Origin of the sequence: Lentilitoribacter sp. Alg239-R112 (assembly GCF_900537175.1) — a bacterium.
In the GTDB taxonomy this organism is placed as follows: Bacteria; Pseudomonadota; Alphaproteobacteria; order Rhizobiales; family Rhizobiaceae; genus Lentilitoribacter.
Genome location: NZ_LS999833.1, coordinates 1504726 through 1522785, shown reverse-complemented (window position 1 = coordinate 1522785; position 18060 = coordinate 1504726). Strand labels below are relative to the sequence as shown.

Below are 18060 nucleotides of genomic sequence, written 5' to 3'. Positions count from 1 at the left end.
AAATTGGCATCTCTTAAAATTAAAAACCTAAGTAAATCCTATGGCAAGGTCGATGTGCTTAAAGGCATTGATCTCGAAATTGAAGATGGTGGCTTCCTCGTTCTTGTTGGGCCATCCGGTTGCGGAAAATCTACACTTTTGAACACAATCGCTGGTCTTGAGGAGATTACATCTGGTGATATTCAAATCGGTGAACGCTCAGTCGGGTCATTGCATCCATCCAAGCGTGATATTGCGATGGTTTTTCAATCCTATGCGCTATATCCAAATATGACTGTTGCAGAGAATATTAGCTTCGGAATGGAAATTCGCGGGCTGGACAAGGCCACACAGACTAAAGCCATTGAAGATGTTTCGTCTATGCTGCAAATCAAAGAGTTGCTGGATCGTAAGCCAAGCCAACTGTCAGGCGGCCAACGTCAACGTGTTGCTATGGGGCGTGCCCTGGTGCGTGATCCGCAGGTATTCCTGTTTGATGAGCCATTATCAAATCTGGATGCAAAATTACGAGTTGATATGCGTACAGAGATCAAGCGGCTTCATGCGCGCATGGGCACAACAATTGTTTATGTTACGCACGATCAGATAGAAGCATTGACTCTGGCTACAAAAATTGCCGTTCTACAAGACGGATATTTGCAGCAATTTGGCACTCCCGATGAAGTTTACAATGATCCGAACAATGTGTTTGTTGCAACATTTATGGGCTCACCATCAATGAACCTGATTGACGCCAAAGTCGTGGAGAGTGGAGGCCGTTTTGCTGTTGAAATTCAATCATTTGATGAGAAAAAAATTGAACTTCCTATTGATAACATAGCCGACATAAAAAATTATGTAGATAAAACGGTTTTATTTGGTATCCGCCCGGAAGCTCTAACAGATCCAGAGGCCGCAGATCGAACATCTTCTCAGATAAGTCAGCACGAATGCATGATCGATGTTGTTGAACCTGCAGGTTCGGATACGTTTGCTGTGGTTAACCTGGGTGGCGGAGAAGCCATCGCCCGTTTGCGGGCAGATGCTAAGATTAAGGCAGGTGCAAAAACCAACCTTGCATTTAACATGTCAAAAGCAGTTTTCTTTGATCCGGAGACAACAGAACGCATTCGTTAGGAAAACCTCTTGGATTCTGATCTGTGGTATTGGTCCGGTTATGGCCATTTCACCAGTCAGGAAAATGCTGGTCGGAAATTTTTGGGAAAGAGTTTGAAAAAAGCTTTTTCATGAATGATTTTAATTGGATGAATGGTGTGATTTTTGCGGGAGCGCCGTCTACGGGCGCATATCCGATTGTGTTTATGGTCTCATTGATATCCCAGCGCATTCCGGCATTGTTTGACATCAGGTTAAGAGCGGCGAAATCAACATCTTTTGCTGTGATGGCAGATTGCATGCCATTTAAAAAATCTTGATCGCTGAGCCACATTTCCTGTCCCCAACGCCCCATCGCCATATGAGGTCCGGGTTGGTTATTGTGTGTCCATTGCGTCCAACCGATCCGTAAACAGATCACGGATAAATCATGGTGCTCAGCAAAATAAGCGCCTGTTCTCTCACAAAAGAGTTTGGACATGCCATAGGCGTTTACAGGGCCTGGTGGTGTCGTGCTGTTAAGCTTCTGGCGGGTAAAACGTTTATCACCATGAACCCAGTTTGAACTTGCGAAAACGACGCGTGAAACTTTTTTCTCCACGGCCTCATGATAAAGTGTGAGCGTGGCGTCCATGTTGTTTTTTACTGCCGATTGCCAGCTTGCGGTGGGCTCTCTATCGCCCGCGAGATGCACAATGACATCAACCCCTTCAAAATGCTGGCTCCAGCTCGTGTCGTTGCTCAGGTCTGCGGTATGGATTCGAGGGTGGTCGACAGATTTAATATCCAGCCCGCTTACATCAAAACCATCTTGAGCATCCAGATGATCAAATAGTTTGCGACCGAGATGACCGCCAGCGCCAGTAATTAGGACATACATGACATGAGTTCCATTTCTTGAGGGGTAAGTTTTAATTTATCCGGTATTTGTTCGCCTGACCAAGGGATAAAAGTTTGTTCAAACACCGTACTCTCGTTTGGCTTTAGCATCTTTGCAGGCGCATGCCATTCCACTTCACAATATTGATAGTCACCAGAGTTAAAAATCTCGAGCGAGTGATCATGCGCAAATGTAGCTTGCGGGGAGGGTGGTTTTGTAAGGCCTGCCATCCAAATTGGATTGTTTTTTTCACCCAACTTCAAAAATACCCGTCCGTTTGGATTGTCAACGCCAATTTTAAATTCGGCCAACGTTTCACAAACGCAAATCAGCTTGCTATCAGCAACTCGATAGTGGCCATCAGGCTTGCCAAAAATGGGTGTAACTGTTTGAGGGCCGGATACAACACCTATTTGTGTTGGATGATCGAGCATAAGAACAGACCAGATACCCGCCATGCGATCCTCTAAACCATGATTGGTGACTTTGTGGGAGATCGTTATGCGCGCATCGTCGCCTAATTTGATTGAGCGTTCGATCTGTAATTGAGATATATTGCAAATTTGGCTTTGTATTGTGATTTGTTGTTCATCTTGAAACACTATCTCATATGAACCAGAATCTAAAACAGGGTACGGGCCGCCATCAGGCCATAGATTATCGGGTGCTATCCAGGTCTTCTCGCCGCCCCAAAGTGGAAATGCAAATTGCGGAGATCTTGTTGGCAGATTTTTCAAGGAAGAAAGATCAGGTTGGTGTCCAACCAAATCGTTGTTTTGAAACAAAAGTGATTGTTGTTTGTAGGTGATATCCCAAAGTCGCCCGCCAATGCCGGGTAGGATATGCAAGATTAAGTCATCTTGAGAGAGTGATGAAATTTGCCAAATATCTTGCACAAGACGTTCCTAGCGGAAAGCTGGCACCGCAAAAGCGGTGCCAGAGGATTTATACGTGTTTAAATTGCCCAACGTTGTCAGCTGTAATTGGCATAACACCAGTTTCAACACGCTCTGGCAATGGGTTGATGCCAGCAGCACGCCAGTCCGGTAGAACTTTCAATCCATCCGTGTTTTGCCAATGCATCATATGGAAGGCAAGGAAGATCTCCAGATATGATTTCTGCGCCACTGCTCCGGTGATTGTTCCATCCTCAATATACGGAAGCATGTCATCATTACGATCCATCGCAACAATTTTAATATCACCCACACGACCAGCTTCTGTCACTGCAATCGCAGCGCCTTTGCCGCTATCACCATCTGTACCACCAATGCCAACAATGTCAGGGTTTGCCTGTATGGCCTGAAGATAAGCTGTGGGTGCATAGGAAGGATCCGCTTTATCATTGACGACATCGACGACTTCAATATCAGGATATTTTTCTGCAAATATTTGCTTGTACCCTTCAACGCGCTCAAGTGTAGATGGAGCAGGGAATGTACCCAAAATAACCTTACCCTTGCCGCCAATAGCTTCTGCCAGCATTTCGCCACCGACACGACCAGCTTGCACACCATTGATTCCAAGGAACGTGGATCGAGGGCTGCCCGGGATATCGCCAATGCAGCATGTGATGGGAATACCAGCTTCGACAGCACGTTCAACACCTGGTGCTAAAGTTGCAGGATCTCCTGGGAAGATCAAAATTCCGGCAGGGCGTCGCGCAATCAGCTCATCCAACTGGCGGGCCTGAGCGGCAGTATCAAAGTCAAGTGGACCAGTGAATGTGGCTTTAATGCCCATTAATTCTTCCAGATCTTTCATGGCATTGCGATAATCAACCCAGAAAGGTACCTGTGTTACAATAGATAGGAATACATATTCTTTACCTGCAGCCTGCGCGACTGCTTCGCTTGATAGGCTTGGCAATCCAAAAGCTGATGCCAGTCCGGCAACGGCACCCGTTGCCAGCAGTTTTCGTCTGTTTACATCCGTCTCACTCATAATATTCTCCCTTTTGATGTTAATTTAAGTGATTTGAAAATAGGTAATCTGGTCAGTCGCGTTTACCGCGTATCAGCATGTCCAGAGCGACTGCACTCACCAGAACAGCGCCGATGACGATCATTTGCCAGTAAATAGACACAGCAAGCATGGTCATCGAATTGTTGATTAACGCGACGAATACGACACCAAGAAACGCCCCGAGAATTGTTCCTTCACCACCACGTAGCGACGCGCCCCCAATAACAGCTGCGGCAAGCACTTGCAGTTCGATGCCGTTGCCTGCGGTTGGTGTGCCACTCATGAGTCTTGAGGCCAGAAGCACACCTGCGAATGCAGCGAGCATACCAGTTAGAACATAGGATATAATTCTGACGCGCGAGACATGAATACCCGACAGCATTGCTGCTTTTTCATTTGCGCCAATGAAATAAACCTGCCTGAAAAATCGTGTGTGCCGGACCGCAAGATCAAAGACGAGAACCAACACAAGAGTAAGTAAAACGAGCACTGGAAAGCCGCTAAACGTTGCTTTTCCAATCCATGCAAATTCTGGGGGTAGACTGGATAGAGAAAAACCTTCCGTCAGCACAAGCGCAATGCCGCGAGTTATCGACATCGTGCCCAGGGTTGCAATCAGCGGATTTATTCCCAACCCGGTGACAAGCACCCCATTTACCAAGCCAGCAACGCCACCAAGCACTATTCCTGCGATGACGGCAACAGGGATTGGTACGCCTGCAAGCAACAGCATTGCGACGACGGTAGATGACAAGGCCATAACCGAACCTACAGAAAGGTCAAACCCGCCAGAAGCCAGCAGGATGGCCATGCCAATGACAATGACCGCAGTTGGAGCCATGCCCACCGATATGGCGCGGAAATTGGAAATTGAAAGGAAGTAGGGGTTCAGTGTTGACATCGTGATGATGATCGCGAGAATTAACACAACTAATGTCAATTCTCTTATATCTACAAATGCACCGAGCACACGTTTTACCAGTGACTTTGGCATTGGTTTTTGTTGCGATTGTTGGGTGGCGGCTAGCGTTGTTGTCACGTCAGAATCCTACCTGATTATTATTTGTTGCCAGATTATTATTTGTTGAATGAGTGGTGGGTAAACCGGCGGCCATTTGCAGCAAAGTGTCTTCACTTGCGTCTTTGGCATCTGTCGATCCGGTAATGCGACCATCATGGATTACAAGAATTCGGTTAGCGAGCGAAACCAGTTCAGGGAAATCAGATGATACGACCAGAACTGCCATACCTTCGGCTGCACGCCTTTGCAATTCAGTGTGAATCTGAAATTTGGCACCAACGTCCACACCCTTTGTGGGTTCTTCAATGATCAACAAATCCGGTGATCGTTCCAGCCACTTTGCAAGCATGATTTTTTGCTGATTCCCGCCAGAGAGAGAACCAATTTTTTCGCTTGGTCCGCGTGTTTTGACGCCAAAGGCATCTATTGCCTTATATGCCGCCTCGTTAATGGAGTGAGGTTGCAATATACCGAGTTTTGTGTGTTGTTTAAGGCTGGAGGCGACAAGGTTCTCGCCGAGAGTGTTATTCAAAAACAGACCTTCGGTTTTTCGCTCCTCCGGAACAAAGCCAACGCCAGCTTTCATAGCCTGGCGAAGGGAGGAAAAAGATGAGCGGTTGCCGTTTAGAGAGATGTCTCCGGAATAGCCCTGTAATAGTCCTGCAATTGCGCGTACGATTTCGCTTCGCCGCGACCCAAGCAAGCCAGCAAGTCCTAAAATTTCACCCTTCTTTATGGAGAAAGAGATATCGCTGAACAAACTTGGGTGCGATAAGTTCTGCACATCTAGTACAACTTCTCCCAATTCGTTGGATGCGCGTTCAACATCACCCGGATGCGCGTTACCGATCATTTCACCGACAACCTGCGCCTGAGTCGTGTCACAGGTCTTGCAGGTGCTGATCTTTCGTCCATCGCGTAGAACAGAAATTCTGTCCGAGATCTCAAAAATTTCAGACATATGATGGCTGACATAAACGATACCGATGCCACGCGCTGTTAGCTTGCGCAACACGACAAACAATGCATTGACTTCATCTGGCGTGAGCGCAGATGTTGGTTCATCTAGTAATAATATCTTTGAGTTCAGCGAGAGCGCCTTCGCAATCTCAACAATTTGCCGTGTGCTGATCGGCAAGCTGTCAACTGGTGCTGATACATCAAGATCAAGATCAAATTCTGCCAAAACAGCTTCTGCCTTACGTCTAAGTTCAGACCAATCGACAATTCCAAACCGAGTGGGAGCTCGACCAGCAAATATGTTTTCGGCCACTGATAGTGATCCGGCAAGGCTCAACTCCTGGAAAACACATCCTATGCCAAGTGTTTGTGCATGAGAGGGGCTTTCAATGCGAACGGGTTGACCATCGCGATAAACACCACCTGCGGACGGTTGGTACAGTCCGTATAACAAACCCAAACAAGTCGATTTCCCTGCACCGTTTTCTCCGACAAATGCGTGAATTTCTCCAGCGTTCAATTGGAAATTTAAATCGTGAAGGACGGCAACCGAGCCAAACTTTTTTTGAATGTTTCTCAGTTCAAACAGCGGCGCGTCGTTTGCTTCAGCCGTTGCTATATTTCTATCTTGTAGCAAATTATAGTCCTCCCAATCTCAATGTGACATCTGATATGTCAGATGTCAATATTAAAGTTTGAAACTATATTCATGTTCTAAGGTATTGTTATTATTGAGCTGTAGAGACCTTTCAAAGAATATAGACTACGATAGCGGTTTATATTTTAACCAGTGCATTACGCTTTCAATGCTGTTATTTAGAGTGTTCTGCATCTTTGGCATCTTCCGCTACGGAATATGCTTGTCGCGTGCGATCAATATGTTCTGCCAGTAATTTGCGTACAACAGTCATATCACCATCTCGAACTGCATCAGCCAATTGCACATGTTCATCGAATGAAAGTGATGTGTGTTTTGGCAAGTTTGCCAGATGCGTTCTGAGTGCTGCGATTTTGCCGACATATCTGGAGTAGCTGGCGGAAAGGTAATCATTTCCACAATGTTGAAAAATCAACTGGTGAAATGTGGTATCGAGCGCAAGATACTTAGTTTCATTATCTGCTTTACGCGCCGCAGCCATGTCCTTAACGACTCTTGCCATGTCTTTTGCCAGCGCTTTAGGATTTCGCGCCAGGGCAATTTCAAATGCAGCGGTTTCGATAGCCTGTCGGAAATCACAAATCTGCGCAACTTCGCTCTTCGAAAGTGTAAAAACGCGCGCTCCCTTTTGGGGTTCAATGCTGACCAATCCTTCATCTCGAAGTTGCGCCAATGCTTCTCGAACCGGCGACTTAGAAACACCGAGTTCTTCAGATATACTACGCTCTGAAAGAATTTGTCCCATCTTTAGTGTTCCATCAATAATCCGGTTTCTGAGATGCTCTAAAGCGAGTTCGCGAAGGGATTTTGGTCTTGTTAGCATCATAGTCGCTCCAATTTTTGTGTTGCATGTTTGATAATATCTGATATACCAGACAATGCAACCTGGTATATCAGACGCCAGTCGTTTTTTGGAGGAATAGAAAGTTGCTGCAGGCTGAACTCATAGTTGATTGTCAAAATATCCACGGGGAAGGTATCTTTTGGGATGCTCTTCAAGGATTGATCTGGTGGACAGATATAGAAGGACGCCAGATCTGGTCATTCAATCCGAGCACGAATGAAAGCAAATCATATTCTATGACTGATAGGGTTTGCTGTTTTGCACCACGTCGGACAGGCGGGTTAATTGTCGCTTTTGCCAACCGAATATCATTTTATGATTTGTTGACGGGTGTTGAAGAAAAAATTTGCGATTTTGAGCCAGAAAACTCTGAAACACGCACAAATGATGGGCGAACAGACAGGCAAGGGCGGTTTGTCGTTGGCGGTATGAACGAAAAGTCGGGTGAGGCGACTTCATCTGTCATTCAAATCGACAAGAGCCTAGCTGTTAAAACGTTGCTTTCAAAAGTTTCCTGCGCCAACTCAACCTGTTTCTCACCTGATGGCAAAACAATGTTTTTTGCTGATACGCCAGATCGCGAAATTGTGGCATTTGATTATGACACCCAAACAGGAGCGGTCTCAAATCGACGTGTTCATGCCTCGTTTTCAGACGAACCGGGTTTACCGGATGGCTCGTGCGTGGACGCGGAAGGCGGCGTTTGGAATGCTGAATGGGAAGGATGCCGTGTTGTGCGCATCGCCCCCAATGGCAACATAGATCAAATCATTCACGTCCCCGTTTGGAAGCCCACATGTTGTGCATTTGGTGGGCCAGATATGGATACTCTTTACATCACAACGTCACGACTAATGAGTGACGAAGAAACACTCAGAAATGAACCACATTCAGGCGGCTTATTTGCCGTTAAACCAGGTGTGTGCGGAGTAATTGATACTCCGTTCTGTGCCTAGACATGATCAGGGAGGAAAACATGATCAAATTTCTAAAAAGCACCGTAGTTTTCGCGGGCTTAGCTTTAGCAACTCAGACTGTAATGGCCGAGAATTACCCCGCGCCTGTACCGCTAAAAGAAGGAGCACAAGCGCCAATTAGCGAGATAAAGCCGAAGAATGAAAAGTTCCGGATTGCATATATGCCGCCGGCGACCGAATTTAACTACTACATAGCCATTGGTGAAGGTATTAAATCCGTCGGTGCAGATGCTGGTGTTGAAGTATTTATGCTGGCGCCACAAAGTGGGGCGGACATCAACGGCCAAATGGGTATGATCCAAGATGTTCTAACTCAGGATGTAGATGCAATTATATTCGGAACGCACGATGAGTTTGCTGCAGCGCCTTTGTTAAAACAAGCGGTTGATCAGGGCGTGGCTGTTGTAATGATCAACTCGGATATTCCAAATTTCCCAACGCCAATTCATGGTGTCGTCGGATATTCTCAGCGCAACGGAACCCATGCAATTGCTGATTGGGCAATCGAGAACTATGGCGACAAACCGCTCAAAGTTGGTGTCATCGAAGGTCAGCCGGGTTATCACTCAACTGAGCGCGTAGGCGGTTTCCTTGATGGTATCAAAGGCAATGAAAACTTTGATGTTGTGGTTTCCATCGATGGCAAATGGAATGTAGAAGGCGGCAATGTCGCTGGAATGGATATTCTGCAATCACACCCTGATTTAGATATGATTTTCGCGGCCAATGATTATATGATTATTGGTGCCTCTTTCGCCGCAAAAGCTTTAGGTAAATCAGATGTCGTCCTCCTGGGTAATGATGGTGATACTTCTGGTCTGGAGGAAATTGCAGCAGGTAATATCACAGCTACCGTGAACACATCTCCATATTTGATGGGTAAGGCCGCGATGCACGCAACACTGGATGCTCTTAAAGGAACATATCCAGGTGGTTGGATCGAAACGCCGACATCAATTGAAGATAAGTCAGGTGCGATAGCTGTTCTTCAAGAGCCGGAAAAGCTCTTCCCGCAGCCTTCTAAAGACTACTAAGTCTCCTCCCTGTTTTTCGGCGACATACTCTCTCCATGTCGCCGAAGGACATTTCCACTCACACTTAGCTTAAAGCGCAATGAGATAATATCATGTCCGCCACACATCCCCTTTGGGAATTCGTCAACATCAGCAAGAGCTACCCCGGTGTCCTTGCCAACGACAAAGTTTGTATCAAACTTCTTGAAGGTTCGATTCATGGTTTGTTGGGCGAAAATGGTTGCGGCAAATCCACAATGATCAAAACACTTTCCGGTGTGCAGCAGCCCGATAGCGGGAAAATTCTACATCGTGGCCAATCAGTACAGATAGGCGATCCATTGGCGGCTCGTGCTAAAGGGATTGCCACTGTTTTTCAGGAGTTTTCAATTGTTCCCACTCTTTCAGTTGGTGAGAATATTTTTCTAGGCAATATGCCAAAAACAAGATTTGGTGCAATTGATTGGAAAAAAGTTCACGCTGATGCAGCGCAAGTTCTTGTCGAGATGGAAGTTGACATTTCTACCGAAACCATAACGGGTCAACTGTCGGTTGGCGAACAGCAGCTGGTTGAAATCGCCAAGGCAATTGCCATGGATGCGCAGATGATTATCCTTGATGAACCCACCGCCGCGTTGGGTGAGGATGAAATTGAACGCCTGCACCAACTCTTGCGCCGAATGCGTGATCGCGGAACCGCAATTCTTTATGTTTCCCATCGCTTGGATGAGGTCGAACGTATTGTGGATGAAGTCACGATATTGCGAAATGGACAGGTTGTTCGAGCAAGTGGTGAAACAGAAATTAGCGTTAGCCAGATCGTCAGCGCAATGGTTGGAGAAGATATTGGAGAACACTACCCAAAAGAACACAACACTTCGGCCGAAATCGTACTTCAAGCAGATAAGCTTTGCACGAAAAATGGCGTGCGCAATGTAAGTTTTGATCTGCACAAGGGTGAAGTGCTTGGGCTGGGCGGTGTGCTTGGTAGTGGGCGAACTGAAATTGCCCGCGCATTGTTTGGTGTTGATGCTTTGACAAGTGGCAAGATTATTTTGGATGGAAAACCACGGCGTTTTTCCAATGAAATGCAGGCCATCAAAGCAGGGTTGGCTCTGGTTCCGGAAAATCGAAAATTTGATGGTTTGTTCTTCAATTTTCGTGCCAGCGGCAACATAACGGCTGCATCACTATCGGAAATTTCCAAGATGGGGATTCTCGATCTTGCGGCGGAAGAAAGCGGCACTAAACGGCTCATCAAAGAGTTGGAAATTTCGGCACAGGCGGAAGAAAAAACCGTGAACTTTCTGTCGGGCGGCAATCAGCAAAAAATCGTTATTGCACGCTGGCTATTTTCCGATGCGAAGGTGCTTATTCTGGATGAGCCGACACAAGGTATTGATATCGGAGCAAAAATTGCTGTTTACAAGTTGATGAACACCCTAACTCGTTTGGGCAAGTCTATTATTCTCATAAGTTCAGATCACGACGAATTGCTCGCCATGAGTGACCGTGTCGCAATTGTGCAGCACGGCGCGATCCAGCGGATTGAAGATGCCTCGGACCTGACGCATGACGATCTTGTCAGGGCTTCAACAAAGCAAACTAAATCAACTAAAATACAGGTGAACGCATGAAGCGGATTTTTGATACGCAGCTGATAGGGCCATTTGCAGCGCTAATAATTGTAGCAATGATCGTAGCGCTGACAACAGATCGTTTTCTCAATCCTGGAAACCTATCCAATTTGTTTTTGCAGGTCAGTATTGTGGCATTAATCGCTATTGGTGCGAGCATAGTCATCTTTGCAGCCGGCATTGATTTAAGTTCGGGTTCGATGGTTGCGCTTTTAACAATGGTCCTTGCTCAAATGCTCAAATTTATGGGCATTCCGCTGGCTCTTGCCGTGCCGCTTATTCTTTTTGCGGGTGCTCTGCTTGGGCTTCTACTCGGCTTTATCACCGCATATGGCCGTATACCCTCGTTTATTACTACTTTGGCTGCCTTGATCGCATTTCGGGGGCTGGCGCTAACTTTCAATAATGGCTCCCCAATCTTCTCACTTGATCCCGGGCTAGAACCTATATTTTACGGCAAACTTGCAGGTATCCCGCTCCCCTTTTTCTATCTCGTCGCGTTCTATGGCCTTGCCGCATATATGATGAATTTCACCAAGCTTGGCAGAGAAATTTACGCAGTTGGCGGTAATCCGTCAGCAGCTGTGTTGACGGGCATTAATGTACGCAAGGTGCAGGCAATGACGTTTGCAATTGCCGGATTAATGACAGCCGTCGGTGCGGTTCTCATGTCGGCACGGTTAAACTCAGGCTCCCCAAATTACGGTCAGACATTGGAATTGCAGGCTATCGCGGCAGCGGTTGTTGGCGGCGCAAGTCTTGCTGGTGGGCGCGGTAACATTCTGGCCACTTTGATGGGCGCCATGACCATTGTGATTGTTCAAAACGGATTAAACCTAAATGCAGCACCATCATCAGTTCAAAATATTGTTCTTGGTCTGATCATTCTAATGGCAGTTGGCATTGATATGTGGCGCGCAGAAACCACCGAAGTTCTGCAACGGGTTTTCGGTAAATCAACAAAAGGCGGAGAAGGTTAAATGGATCTTGGATTGAAAGATAAACTTGTTCTTGTCACCGGTTCCGGTTCAGGTATCGGCAAAGCAACAGCAAGAGCTTTTCTGGAGGAGGGGGCACGCGTCATCATCCATGGTTTAACAACGGATGAAGTCAATGCATGTGTAAAAGACCTTTCACCGCTGGGTTCGGTTGTTGGTAAGGCGGGAAATCTGACAAAAGCCGATGAAGCAATTGCCTTATGTGATTTTGCACAACAGCAGGGCGACATTGATGTTCTTGTCAATAATGTTGGTGTCTTTTCGGTAAAAGCTTTTGAAGACCTGACTGATGAAGATTGGATGCAATATTTTGACATCAACGTGCTGACGGCAGTTCGCATGAGCCGTGTGCTTTTGCCAGCAATGCTCAAACGAGGCGTTGGATCGATTGTCAATCTTGCCAGTGAAGCGGGCGTGAAACCATTGCCACAAATGATCCATTACTCTGTTACCAAAACTGCCATGTTGGGCCTTTCCCGAGGAATGGCAGAGTTGACCAAGGGCACTGAAGTGCGGGTGAACTCTGTATTGCCTGGGCCCACTTGGACCGAAGGCGTGAAAGCCTATTTTGATGGATTGGCCGAACAAAAAGGCGAACCATTGGATCAAATTATTCAAAACTACTTCAAAACAGATGAACCAACATCACTCATCCAGCGTTTTGTCCAAGCTGATGAAGTTGCACGAACCATAGTCACTGTGGCGGCGAACAAAGCCGTCAATGGCGGCGCCCACCGCGTTGAAGGCGGTATCGTCCGCAATATTTTATAATTTCACTTAATTAAGGAGCCATCACATGGTCGCACTCACATTCTCTCATATTGGTATCACAGTTCCAGACTTGGAAAAGGCCGTCGAGTTCTACTCAAAAGCTTTTGATCTATACGTCATTATGGGCCCAACAGAAATTCAACACGACGAAAGCGCCATTGGCCAAATGTGCGACGATGTTTTTGGCGAAGGTTGGGGTTCGTTTCGTATTGCCCATCTTTCTATGGCAGACGGCACAGGCATCGAGCTTTTTGAATTTCCAAACACAGTTGAAGAGGAGCGCCCGTTTGAATATTGGCGTCGAGGCCTGTTTCACTTCTGCGTTCAAGATGAAAATGTTGAGGAACGTGTGAAGATCATCGAGGGGCTGGGCGGTAAACAGCGTATGAACCGAGTGCGTAAGTATTATCCCGACGAAAAGCCGTATCGCATGGTCTACATGGAAGACCCATTCGGCAATATCTTTGAACTTTATAGCCATTCATATGAGTTGACCTATTCGGCAGGTGCCTATGTCTGATTTTAAGCCGATTTCAGTCAGGGAAGATCGCCCGAAGGTCGTGATCACTGATTATGATTACGGCAATGTCGATATCGAGCGTGAGATACTTGAAACTGTTGGGGCACAGGTTGTCCCCCTTCAGAGCAAGAAAGAAGAAGATTTGTTCGATGCAGCGGCAGATTGTGCGGCGATGATCAATCAATATGCTCGTATTGGAAAAAATACGATTATTCGGATGCAAAAGTGCGAAGTTATCGCCAGATACGGTGTCGGGGTCGATATTGTTGATGTCGATGCGGCAACTCAAAAAGGTATTTTGGTCACTAATGTGCGAGATTATTGCACAGAGGAAGTTGCTGACCATGCAATATCAATGTGGCTAACCTTAGCGCGTAAACTGCCAGATTATGATCGGGCGACCCACAATGGTATTTGGCAATGGCAAAGCGGCAAGCCAATTTATCGTTTGCGTGATCGCACAATGGGTGTTGTCTCATTTGGCAAAATTGGGCAAGCCATAGCCGAACGTGCTAAATCCTTTGGAGTCCGGGTGATTGCTTACGACCCGTTTCTATCGCCAGAAAATGCTGCACAATACGGTGTTGAATTGGTCTCAAAATCAGAACTTCTTACCTGTTCAGATTATATTTTGATGCAAGCTCCAATGACGCCAGATACCAAGCATTTTCTATCATATAGCGAGTTTGCGGCAATGAAGCCTGGCGCGATTGTTGTTAATACCGGGCGCGGCCCAACGATTGATAATGCTGCACTTTATCATGCGTTGACGGAAGGTCACATTGCAGCTGCCGGTTTAGACGATCCTGAAGAGGAGCCGGCAAAACGCGCAAATTGGACACCCGTCGATAATCCTATTTTCACATTGCCAAACGTCTTGGTCACGCCACATGCAGCTTATTATTCAGAAGAATCCATTGAAGCTGCGCGGGTTACGGCTGCGACGCAGGTTGCTAAAGTTCTCACAAAACAATCTCCGGATTATCCGGTAAATGCAGATGCGCTGAGCGCAGAAAAAAATATAAAGGAAAAAAAGAATGCTTAAGGTTTTTAATGATTTTGACCGACGTCCGGATTTGTTAGAAAAGTTTGATAAAGTCATTGAAGCTTATTCAGCTGCGGCAATTTTTGCGGATGTGCAATATCGTACTGGCGTTATGGATAGCGGCATCAAACCTGCTTTTCGTGCCAAGGTCACTGGACAAGCGGTGACTGTGCAGCTCTCCAAAGGAGATCTTGTTGATCCGCTCAAAGCTCTTGAAATGGGGCAGGCGGGTGATGTGATTGTTGTTGATGCTGGTGGTGATTTAAACACATCTGTTTGTGGTGGGCTCATGGGTGGCCTTGCACAAAACCGCGGCATTCGCGGGATGATTGTTGATGGCGCTGGTCGAGATACAGATGAGTTGGAAGATATCAAGTGGCCAATCTGGACCCGTGCAATTACGCCACGCGGCACACACACCATGTTTTCAGGGCGGAAAGAAGAGCTCTCAATCAATGTCCCAATAGCTTGCGGTGGTGTTATCGTAAATCCTGGTGATTTTATCGTCGCAGACCTAATGGGTGTTACCGTGATACCTTTAGAAAAGGCCGAAGAGATTGTTAAACTTGCTCAAGAGCAGGCAGATCGAGAAGAAGAAACTAGAAAATGGGTTGCCAAAGGCAAAACTGTTGAGGATCTCCTGAATGAATTTGGCCGTATCTAAACCGACCTTGATTGGTATAGACTGGGGTACCTCATCTCTGCGCGCCTTTTTAATAGGTGCGCGGGGTGAAGTATTGGATAGTATTTCAAAACCTCAAGGGATCATGCATATTGAAAATGGAGATTTTGAAACTGTCTTTGGCGAGTTAGTTCAGAATTGGATCGCAAATGGTCCTATCCCTGTTATTGCATCGGGTATGATAACGAGTCGAAATGGTTGGGTAGAAACACCCTATGTGAATGTCCCATCCGGAGCGGCAGAATTGGCAGATTCACTTGTTCCGTTTAATACGGAAAGCGGTATGACCATACAGTTTGTTACAGGCATGACAACCGAGCAAAACGGAGCCCCTGACGTTATGCGCGGCGAGGAAACCCAGATCATTGGTGCATCAGCGCTTGGTATTTGTGATGGAACTTTTGTCTTGCCCGGCACACATAGCAAGTGGATTACTGTTAAAAAGGATCGTATTGAAAATTATGCGACATTCATGACAGGAGAGGTATTTAGTGCACTCCGAACACATACAATTCTCCGTACATTGATGGAAGAAGGGCCGTTTCATGAAGGTGGGTTCCGGATGGGTGTACAAGCAGGTCTATCAAAAGGAGCGCGACTTCTACACGATCTTTTTAATGTTCGAACCTTGCCGCTTTTCAATAAAATTTCCGGCGAAATGGTAGAGGATTATCTATCGGGCATGCTTATTGGTGCTGAGATAAGTGGTGTTGATCATAAATCTATTGTGGGACCCGTTACAATTATCGGTAATGATAATCTGGCAGATAAATATGAAATCGCGTTAGATGTCACCGAATTAAATTGCAAACGAGCACCCGATGATATTGTTGCACGCGGACATTTCTTGATCGCCAAAACAGCCGGCCTTATATCATAGGAAGTTAAAATACAGCACTTGAGATTCTTGATGATGATGGTTCCTCGTGGGCTCGAACCAACGCGGGTACTCATATAATTGGAAGATCTTGGTTATAGCGTGTAACAATGGGGTCAGAGCTGAAGTAAGAATTGACATGCCGTATAATTATAGCCTTGCCCTTATTGTAAGCCCGCGCTTGTTAGACTTGCAATGGCCTGACCACGGTCTGGCAAATATTAGCAATGATACACGATTTCTGTTCCGTGGGCTCTCTACAAGGATTTATCTCAGTTTTCTCAACTCCGGATCGATTCTCCATGAAACAGCCAAAACACTCCTTTTCAATGTTCACGACAGGTTACGACTGGTAACATTCAGCCTTAGTTTGTTAACAGACTCTAAATATAACAGGCGTGACTAAGAAAATTGTGTCATTTGTGCAACAAGTCAGGCCTAAGCTGCATTGAATAAATCTTCACAGCCTATTTCTCGATTGATATTCAATACACTGCCTCTATGTTCAATCTCGAAGCGTGGCGGGTAACGTCTATCTTCAATATTATAATTAGGGATTGAGACAGGGGTTGCTGTTTCTAGCATTTCTCAAACCCGCCCAAACTTTTGACTGGAGGTCAATTATGACAATTAAGAGCCTACTTATCGGTTCAGCAGCTGCAGTAGTAGCAGCTTCAAGTGCACAAGCTGCAGACGCAGTTGTAGCAGCAGATCCAGAGCCAGTAGAATACGTACAAGTTTGCCAAGACTTCGGCACAGGTTACTTCTACATTCCTGGTACAGAAACTTGCCTAAAAATCGGTGGTTATGTTCGTGCGCTAGCAACATACACTGACGTATCAGGTGGTTCAGCTGCAGATACTACTACTTTTGATCACGATGTTCGTCTTACTCTTGATGCAAATTCATCAACAGAGCTAGGTACACTTGCTGCTCACGTTCGTTTGGATGAAACTGGTACAACTACTGCTGCTCGTCGTTTGAATGTTGACCGCGCACACATCAGCATTGGTGATGGTAACGTATTTAACATTGGTTTGAACGGTTCAATCTACGATTCTTCAATCGTTGGTGAGCAATTCTTCAACCCTGAAGGTTCTACTGGTAACCAAGTTCAGTACACAGTTGCTCTAGACTCAGCTACTTTTTACGTACAAGCTGTAGCTGGTACTACTACAGGTACTGGTGTTCCACAAACAATCGCTGGTGATATTGCTGCGCGTGTAGACTTCGCTGCTGGTGATCTTGGCGTTAAATTGTTCTACGGTTATGATGGCGACAATACTTCTACTGCTGGTGGTCGTTCAGGTGCTAAAATCGAACTTTCATACATGGGCTTTGGCGCATACTATGCTTGGTCTGAAAAAGGTAACGGTAACTTTGCTGGTCTAGCTGGTACTACTGGTACTTCATTCGGTTCAGGTGCTAAAAACGTATTCGGTGTTGGTTATGGCTTTGATGCAACTGATAAGTTGAACATCGCTTTTGCAGCGGATTTTGCTGATGGCATCCAAAATGTTGGCGCTCGTGATGCATATGGTATTTCTGCAATTGCATCATACACAATCGTTGAAGGTCTAGTTGCTGACGCTCGCGTTAAGTATTGGGATTTCAACAATGCTGCGACAACAGGCAATGCTGCTCTTACAGACCGTACAGAAGTACGTTTCCGTTTGACACGTTCTTTCTAATCTCCTGATTAGATAGTTACATTGAGAACCCGGTGGTTTTTCCACCGGGTTTTTTTGTGCTTTCAATTAGCATTGACTGGCTGAGTTAAGTGTGGATGTATATTTATACTTTTCCAAGTCCAATTATTTTTGCTAACGTAGAGTATGTTTAAAAAATTCAGCAAATATTTTTGGCCTGGTCTTGTGAGTACCATCCTTCTTACAACACTTGCGATTTGGTTCTATAGTGAGTCAAATAACCCAACACTTGCCACTGGTGAGGAGCTAGGCCTGACAATTGAATTTTGTCTTGTAGGTTCCTGCGACACCACAGTTTAATGCCAATAATCAATCTAAAATGAATTATTGAGAATATTATTCTGATATTTGACGTTCTTTTTCGTTGAAAATGAAAAATTCTTGCTTGGAAGCCTAAAGCTTGTCATA

17 protein-coding genes are annotated in these 18060 nt (G+C 45.9%); 11 read left to right on the top strand and 6 right to left on the bottom strand.

All coding sequences use genetic code 11. From position 1 onward, the window contains the following. Positions 1-3 precede the first annotated feature (3 nt). Complete coding sequence (gene ugpC / locus G3W54_RS07745) at positions 4-1116, top strand: sn-glycerol-3-phosphate ABC transporter ATP-binding protein UgpC (RefSeq protein ID WP_162652508.1); 1113 nt, start codon at positions 4-6, stop codon at positions 1114-1116. Positions 1117-1165: 49 nt separating this feature from the next. On the opposite strand, the gene G3W54_RS07740 is transcribed toward ugpC, so the two are convergent. The 6 genes from G3W54_RS07740 to G3W54_RS07715 all read right to left on the bottom strand — a co-directional run bounded on the left by G3W54_RS07740 (position 1166) and on the right by G3W54_RS07715 (position 7405). Then, positions 1166-1975 (bottom strand): NAD(P)-dependent oxidoreductase, encoded by an 810-nt coding sequence (locus G3W54_RS07740; protein WP_162652507.1) that lies wholly within the window; start codon positions 1973-1975, stop codon positions 1166-1168. After that, entirely contained in the window at positions 1963-2871 is a 909-nt protein-coding gene (locus tag G3W54_RS07735; RefSeq protein ID WP_162652506.1) for a hypothetical protein, read from the bottom strand. The genes G3W54_RS07740 and G3W54_RS07735 overlap by 13 nt, the downstream gene beginning before the upstream one ends. A gap of 49 nt (positions 2872-2920) precedes the next feature. Next, positions 2921-3919: a substrate-binding domain-containing protein gene (locus G3W54_RS07730; protein WP_162652505.1), complete on the bottom strand. Its 999-nt coding sequence runs from the start codon at positions 3917-3919 to the stop codon at positions 2921-2923. A gap of 52 nt (positions 3920-3971) precedes the next feature. Then, positions 3972-4979, bottom strand: a complete 1008-nt coding sequence (locus G3W54_RS07725) for an ABC transporter permease (RefSeq protein ID WP_244627860.1) — start codon at positions 4977-4979, stop codon at positions 3972-3974. 1 nt (position 4980) lies between these two features. Continuing rightward, positions 4981-6558 (bottom strand): sugar ABC transporter ATP-binding protein, encoded by a 1578-nt coding sequence (locus G3W54_RS07720; RefSeq protein WP_244627859.1) that lies wholly within the window; start codon positions 6556-6558, stop codon positions 4981-4983. A 175-nt stretch (positions 6559-6733) separates the two neighbouring features. After that, positions 6734-7405: a GntR family transcriptional regulator gene (locus G3W54_RS07715; protein ID WP_162652504.1), complete on the bottom strand. Its 672-nt coding sequence runs from the start codon at positions 7403-7405 to the stop codon at positions 6734-6736. A 101-nt stretch (positions 7406-7506) separates the two neighbouring features. Here G3W54_RS07715 and G3W54_RS07710 point away from each other — a divergent pair, with 101 nt between their 5' ends. From G3W54_RS07710 to G3W54_RS07665, 10 genes are all read left to right on the top strand, one after another. Beyond that, positions 7507-8379 carry an SMP-30/gluconolactonase/LRE family protein gene (locus G3W54_RS07710; protein WP_244627858.1) on the top strand — a complete coding sequence of 291 codons (873 nt, stop codon included), beginning with the start codon at positions 7507-7509 and terminating at the stop codon, positions 8377-8379. A gap of 20 nt (positions 8380-8399) precedes the next feature. Continuing rightward, a complete protein-coding gene (locus G3W54_RS07705) occupies positions 8400-9434 on the top strand; it encodes a sugar ABC transporter substrate-binding protein (protein ID WP_162652503.1) in 1035 nt (344 codons plus the stop codon). Positions 9435-9526: 92 nt separating this feature from the next. Further along, a complete protein-coding gene (locus G3W54_RS07700; protein WP_162652502.1) occupies positions 9527-11050 on the top strand; it encodes a sugar ABC transporter ATP-binding protein in 1524 nt (507 codons plus the stop codon). Continuing rightward, positions 11047-12030 carry an ABC transporter permease gene (locus G3W54_RS07695; protein ID WP_162652501.1) on the top strand — a complete coding sequence of 328 codons (984 nt, stop codon included), beginning with the start codon at positions 11047-11049 and terminating at the stop codon, positions 12028-12030. Before G3W54_RS07700 ends, G3W54_RS07695 begins: the two co-directional genes overlap by 4 nt. Beyond that, positions 12031-12819 carry an SDR family oxidoreductase gene (locus tag G3W54_RS07690; protein WP_162652500.1) on the top strand — a complete coding sequence of 263 codons (789 nt, stop codon included), beginning with the start codon at positions 12031-12033 and terminating at the stop codon, positions 12817-12819. It begins immediately after the preceding gene. Positions 12820-12844: 25 nt separating this feature from the next. Continuing rightward, positions 12845-13339, top strand: coding sequence for a lactoylglutathione lyase family protein (locus G3W54_RS07685; RefSeq protein WP_162652499.1), 495 nt, complete (start codon positions 12845-12847; stop codon positions 13337-13339). Then, positions 13332-14384, top strand: a complete 1053-nt coding sequence (locus G3W54_RS07680) for a C-terminal binding protein (RefSeq protein ID WP_162652498.1) — start codon at positions 13332-13334, stop codon at positions 14382-14384. The genes G3W54_RS07685 and G3W54_RS07680 overlap by 8 nt, the downstream gene beginning before the upstream one ends. Further along, on the top strand, positions 14377-15048 hold the full coding sequence (locus tag G3W54_RS07675; protein ID WP_162652497.1) for an RraA family protein: 672 nt from the start codon (positions 14377-14379) through the stop codon (positions 15046-15048). Before G3W54_RS07680 ends, G3W54_RS07675 begins: the two co-directional genes overlap by 8 nt. After that, the gene (locus tag G3W54_RS07670; protein WP_162652496.1) at positions 15029-15946 is read left to right on the top strand and encodes a 2-dehydro-3-deoxygalactonokinase; all 918 of its coding nucleotides are present in this window, start codon (positions 15029-15031) and stop codon (positions 15944-15946) included. Before G3W54_RS07675 ends, G3W54_RS07670 begins: the two co-directional genes overlap by 20 nt. A gap of 620 nt (positions 15947-16566) precedes the next feature. Then, positions 16567-17634, top strand: coding sequence for a porin (locus tag G3W54_RS07665; protein ID WP_162652495.1), 1068 nt, complete (start codon positions 16567-16569; stop codon positions 17632-17634). Positions 17635-18060: the final 426 nt, after the last annotated feature.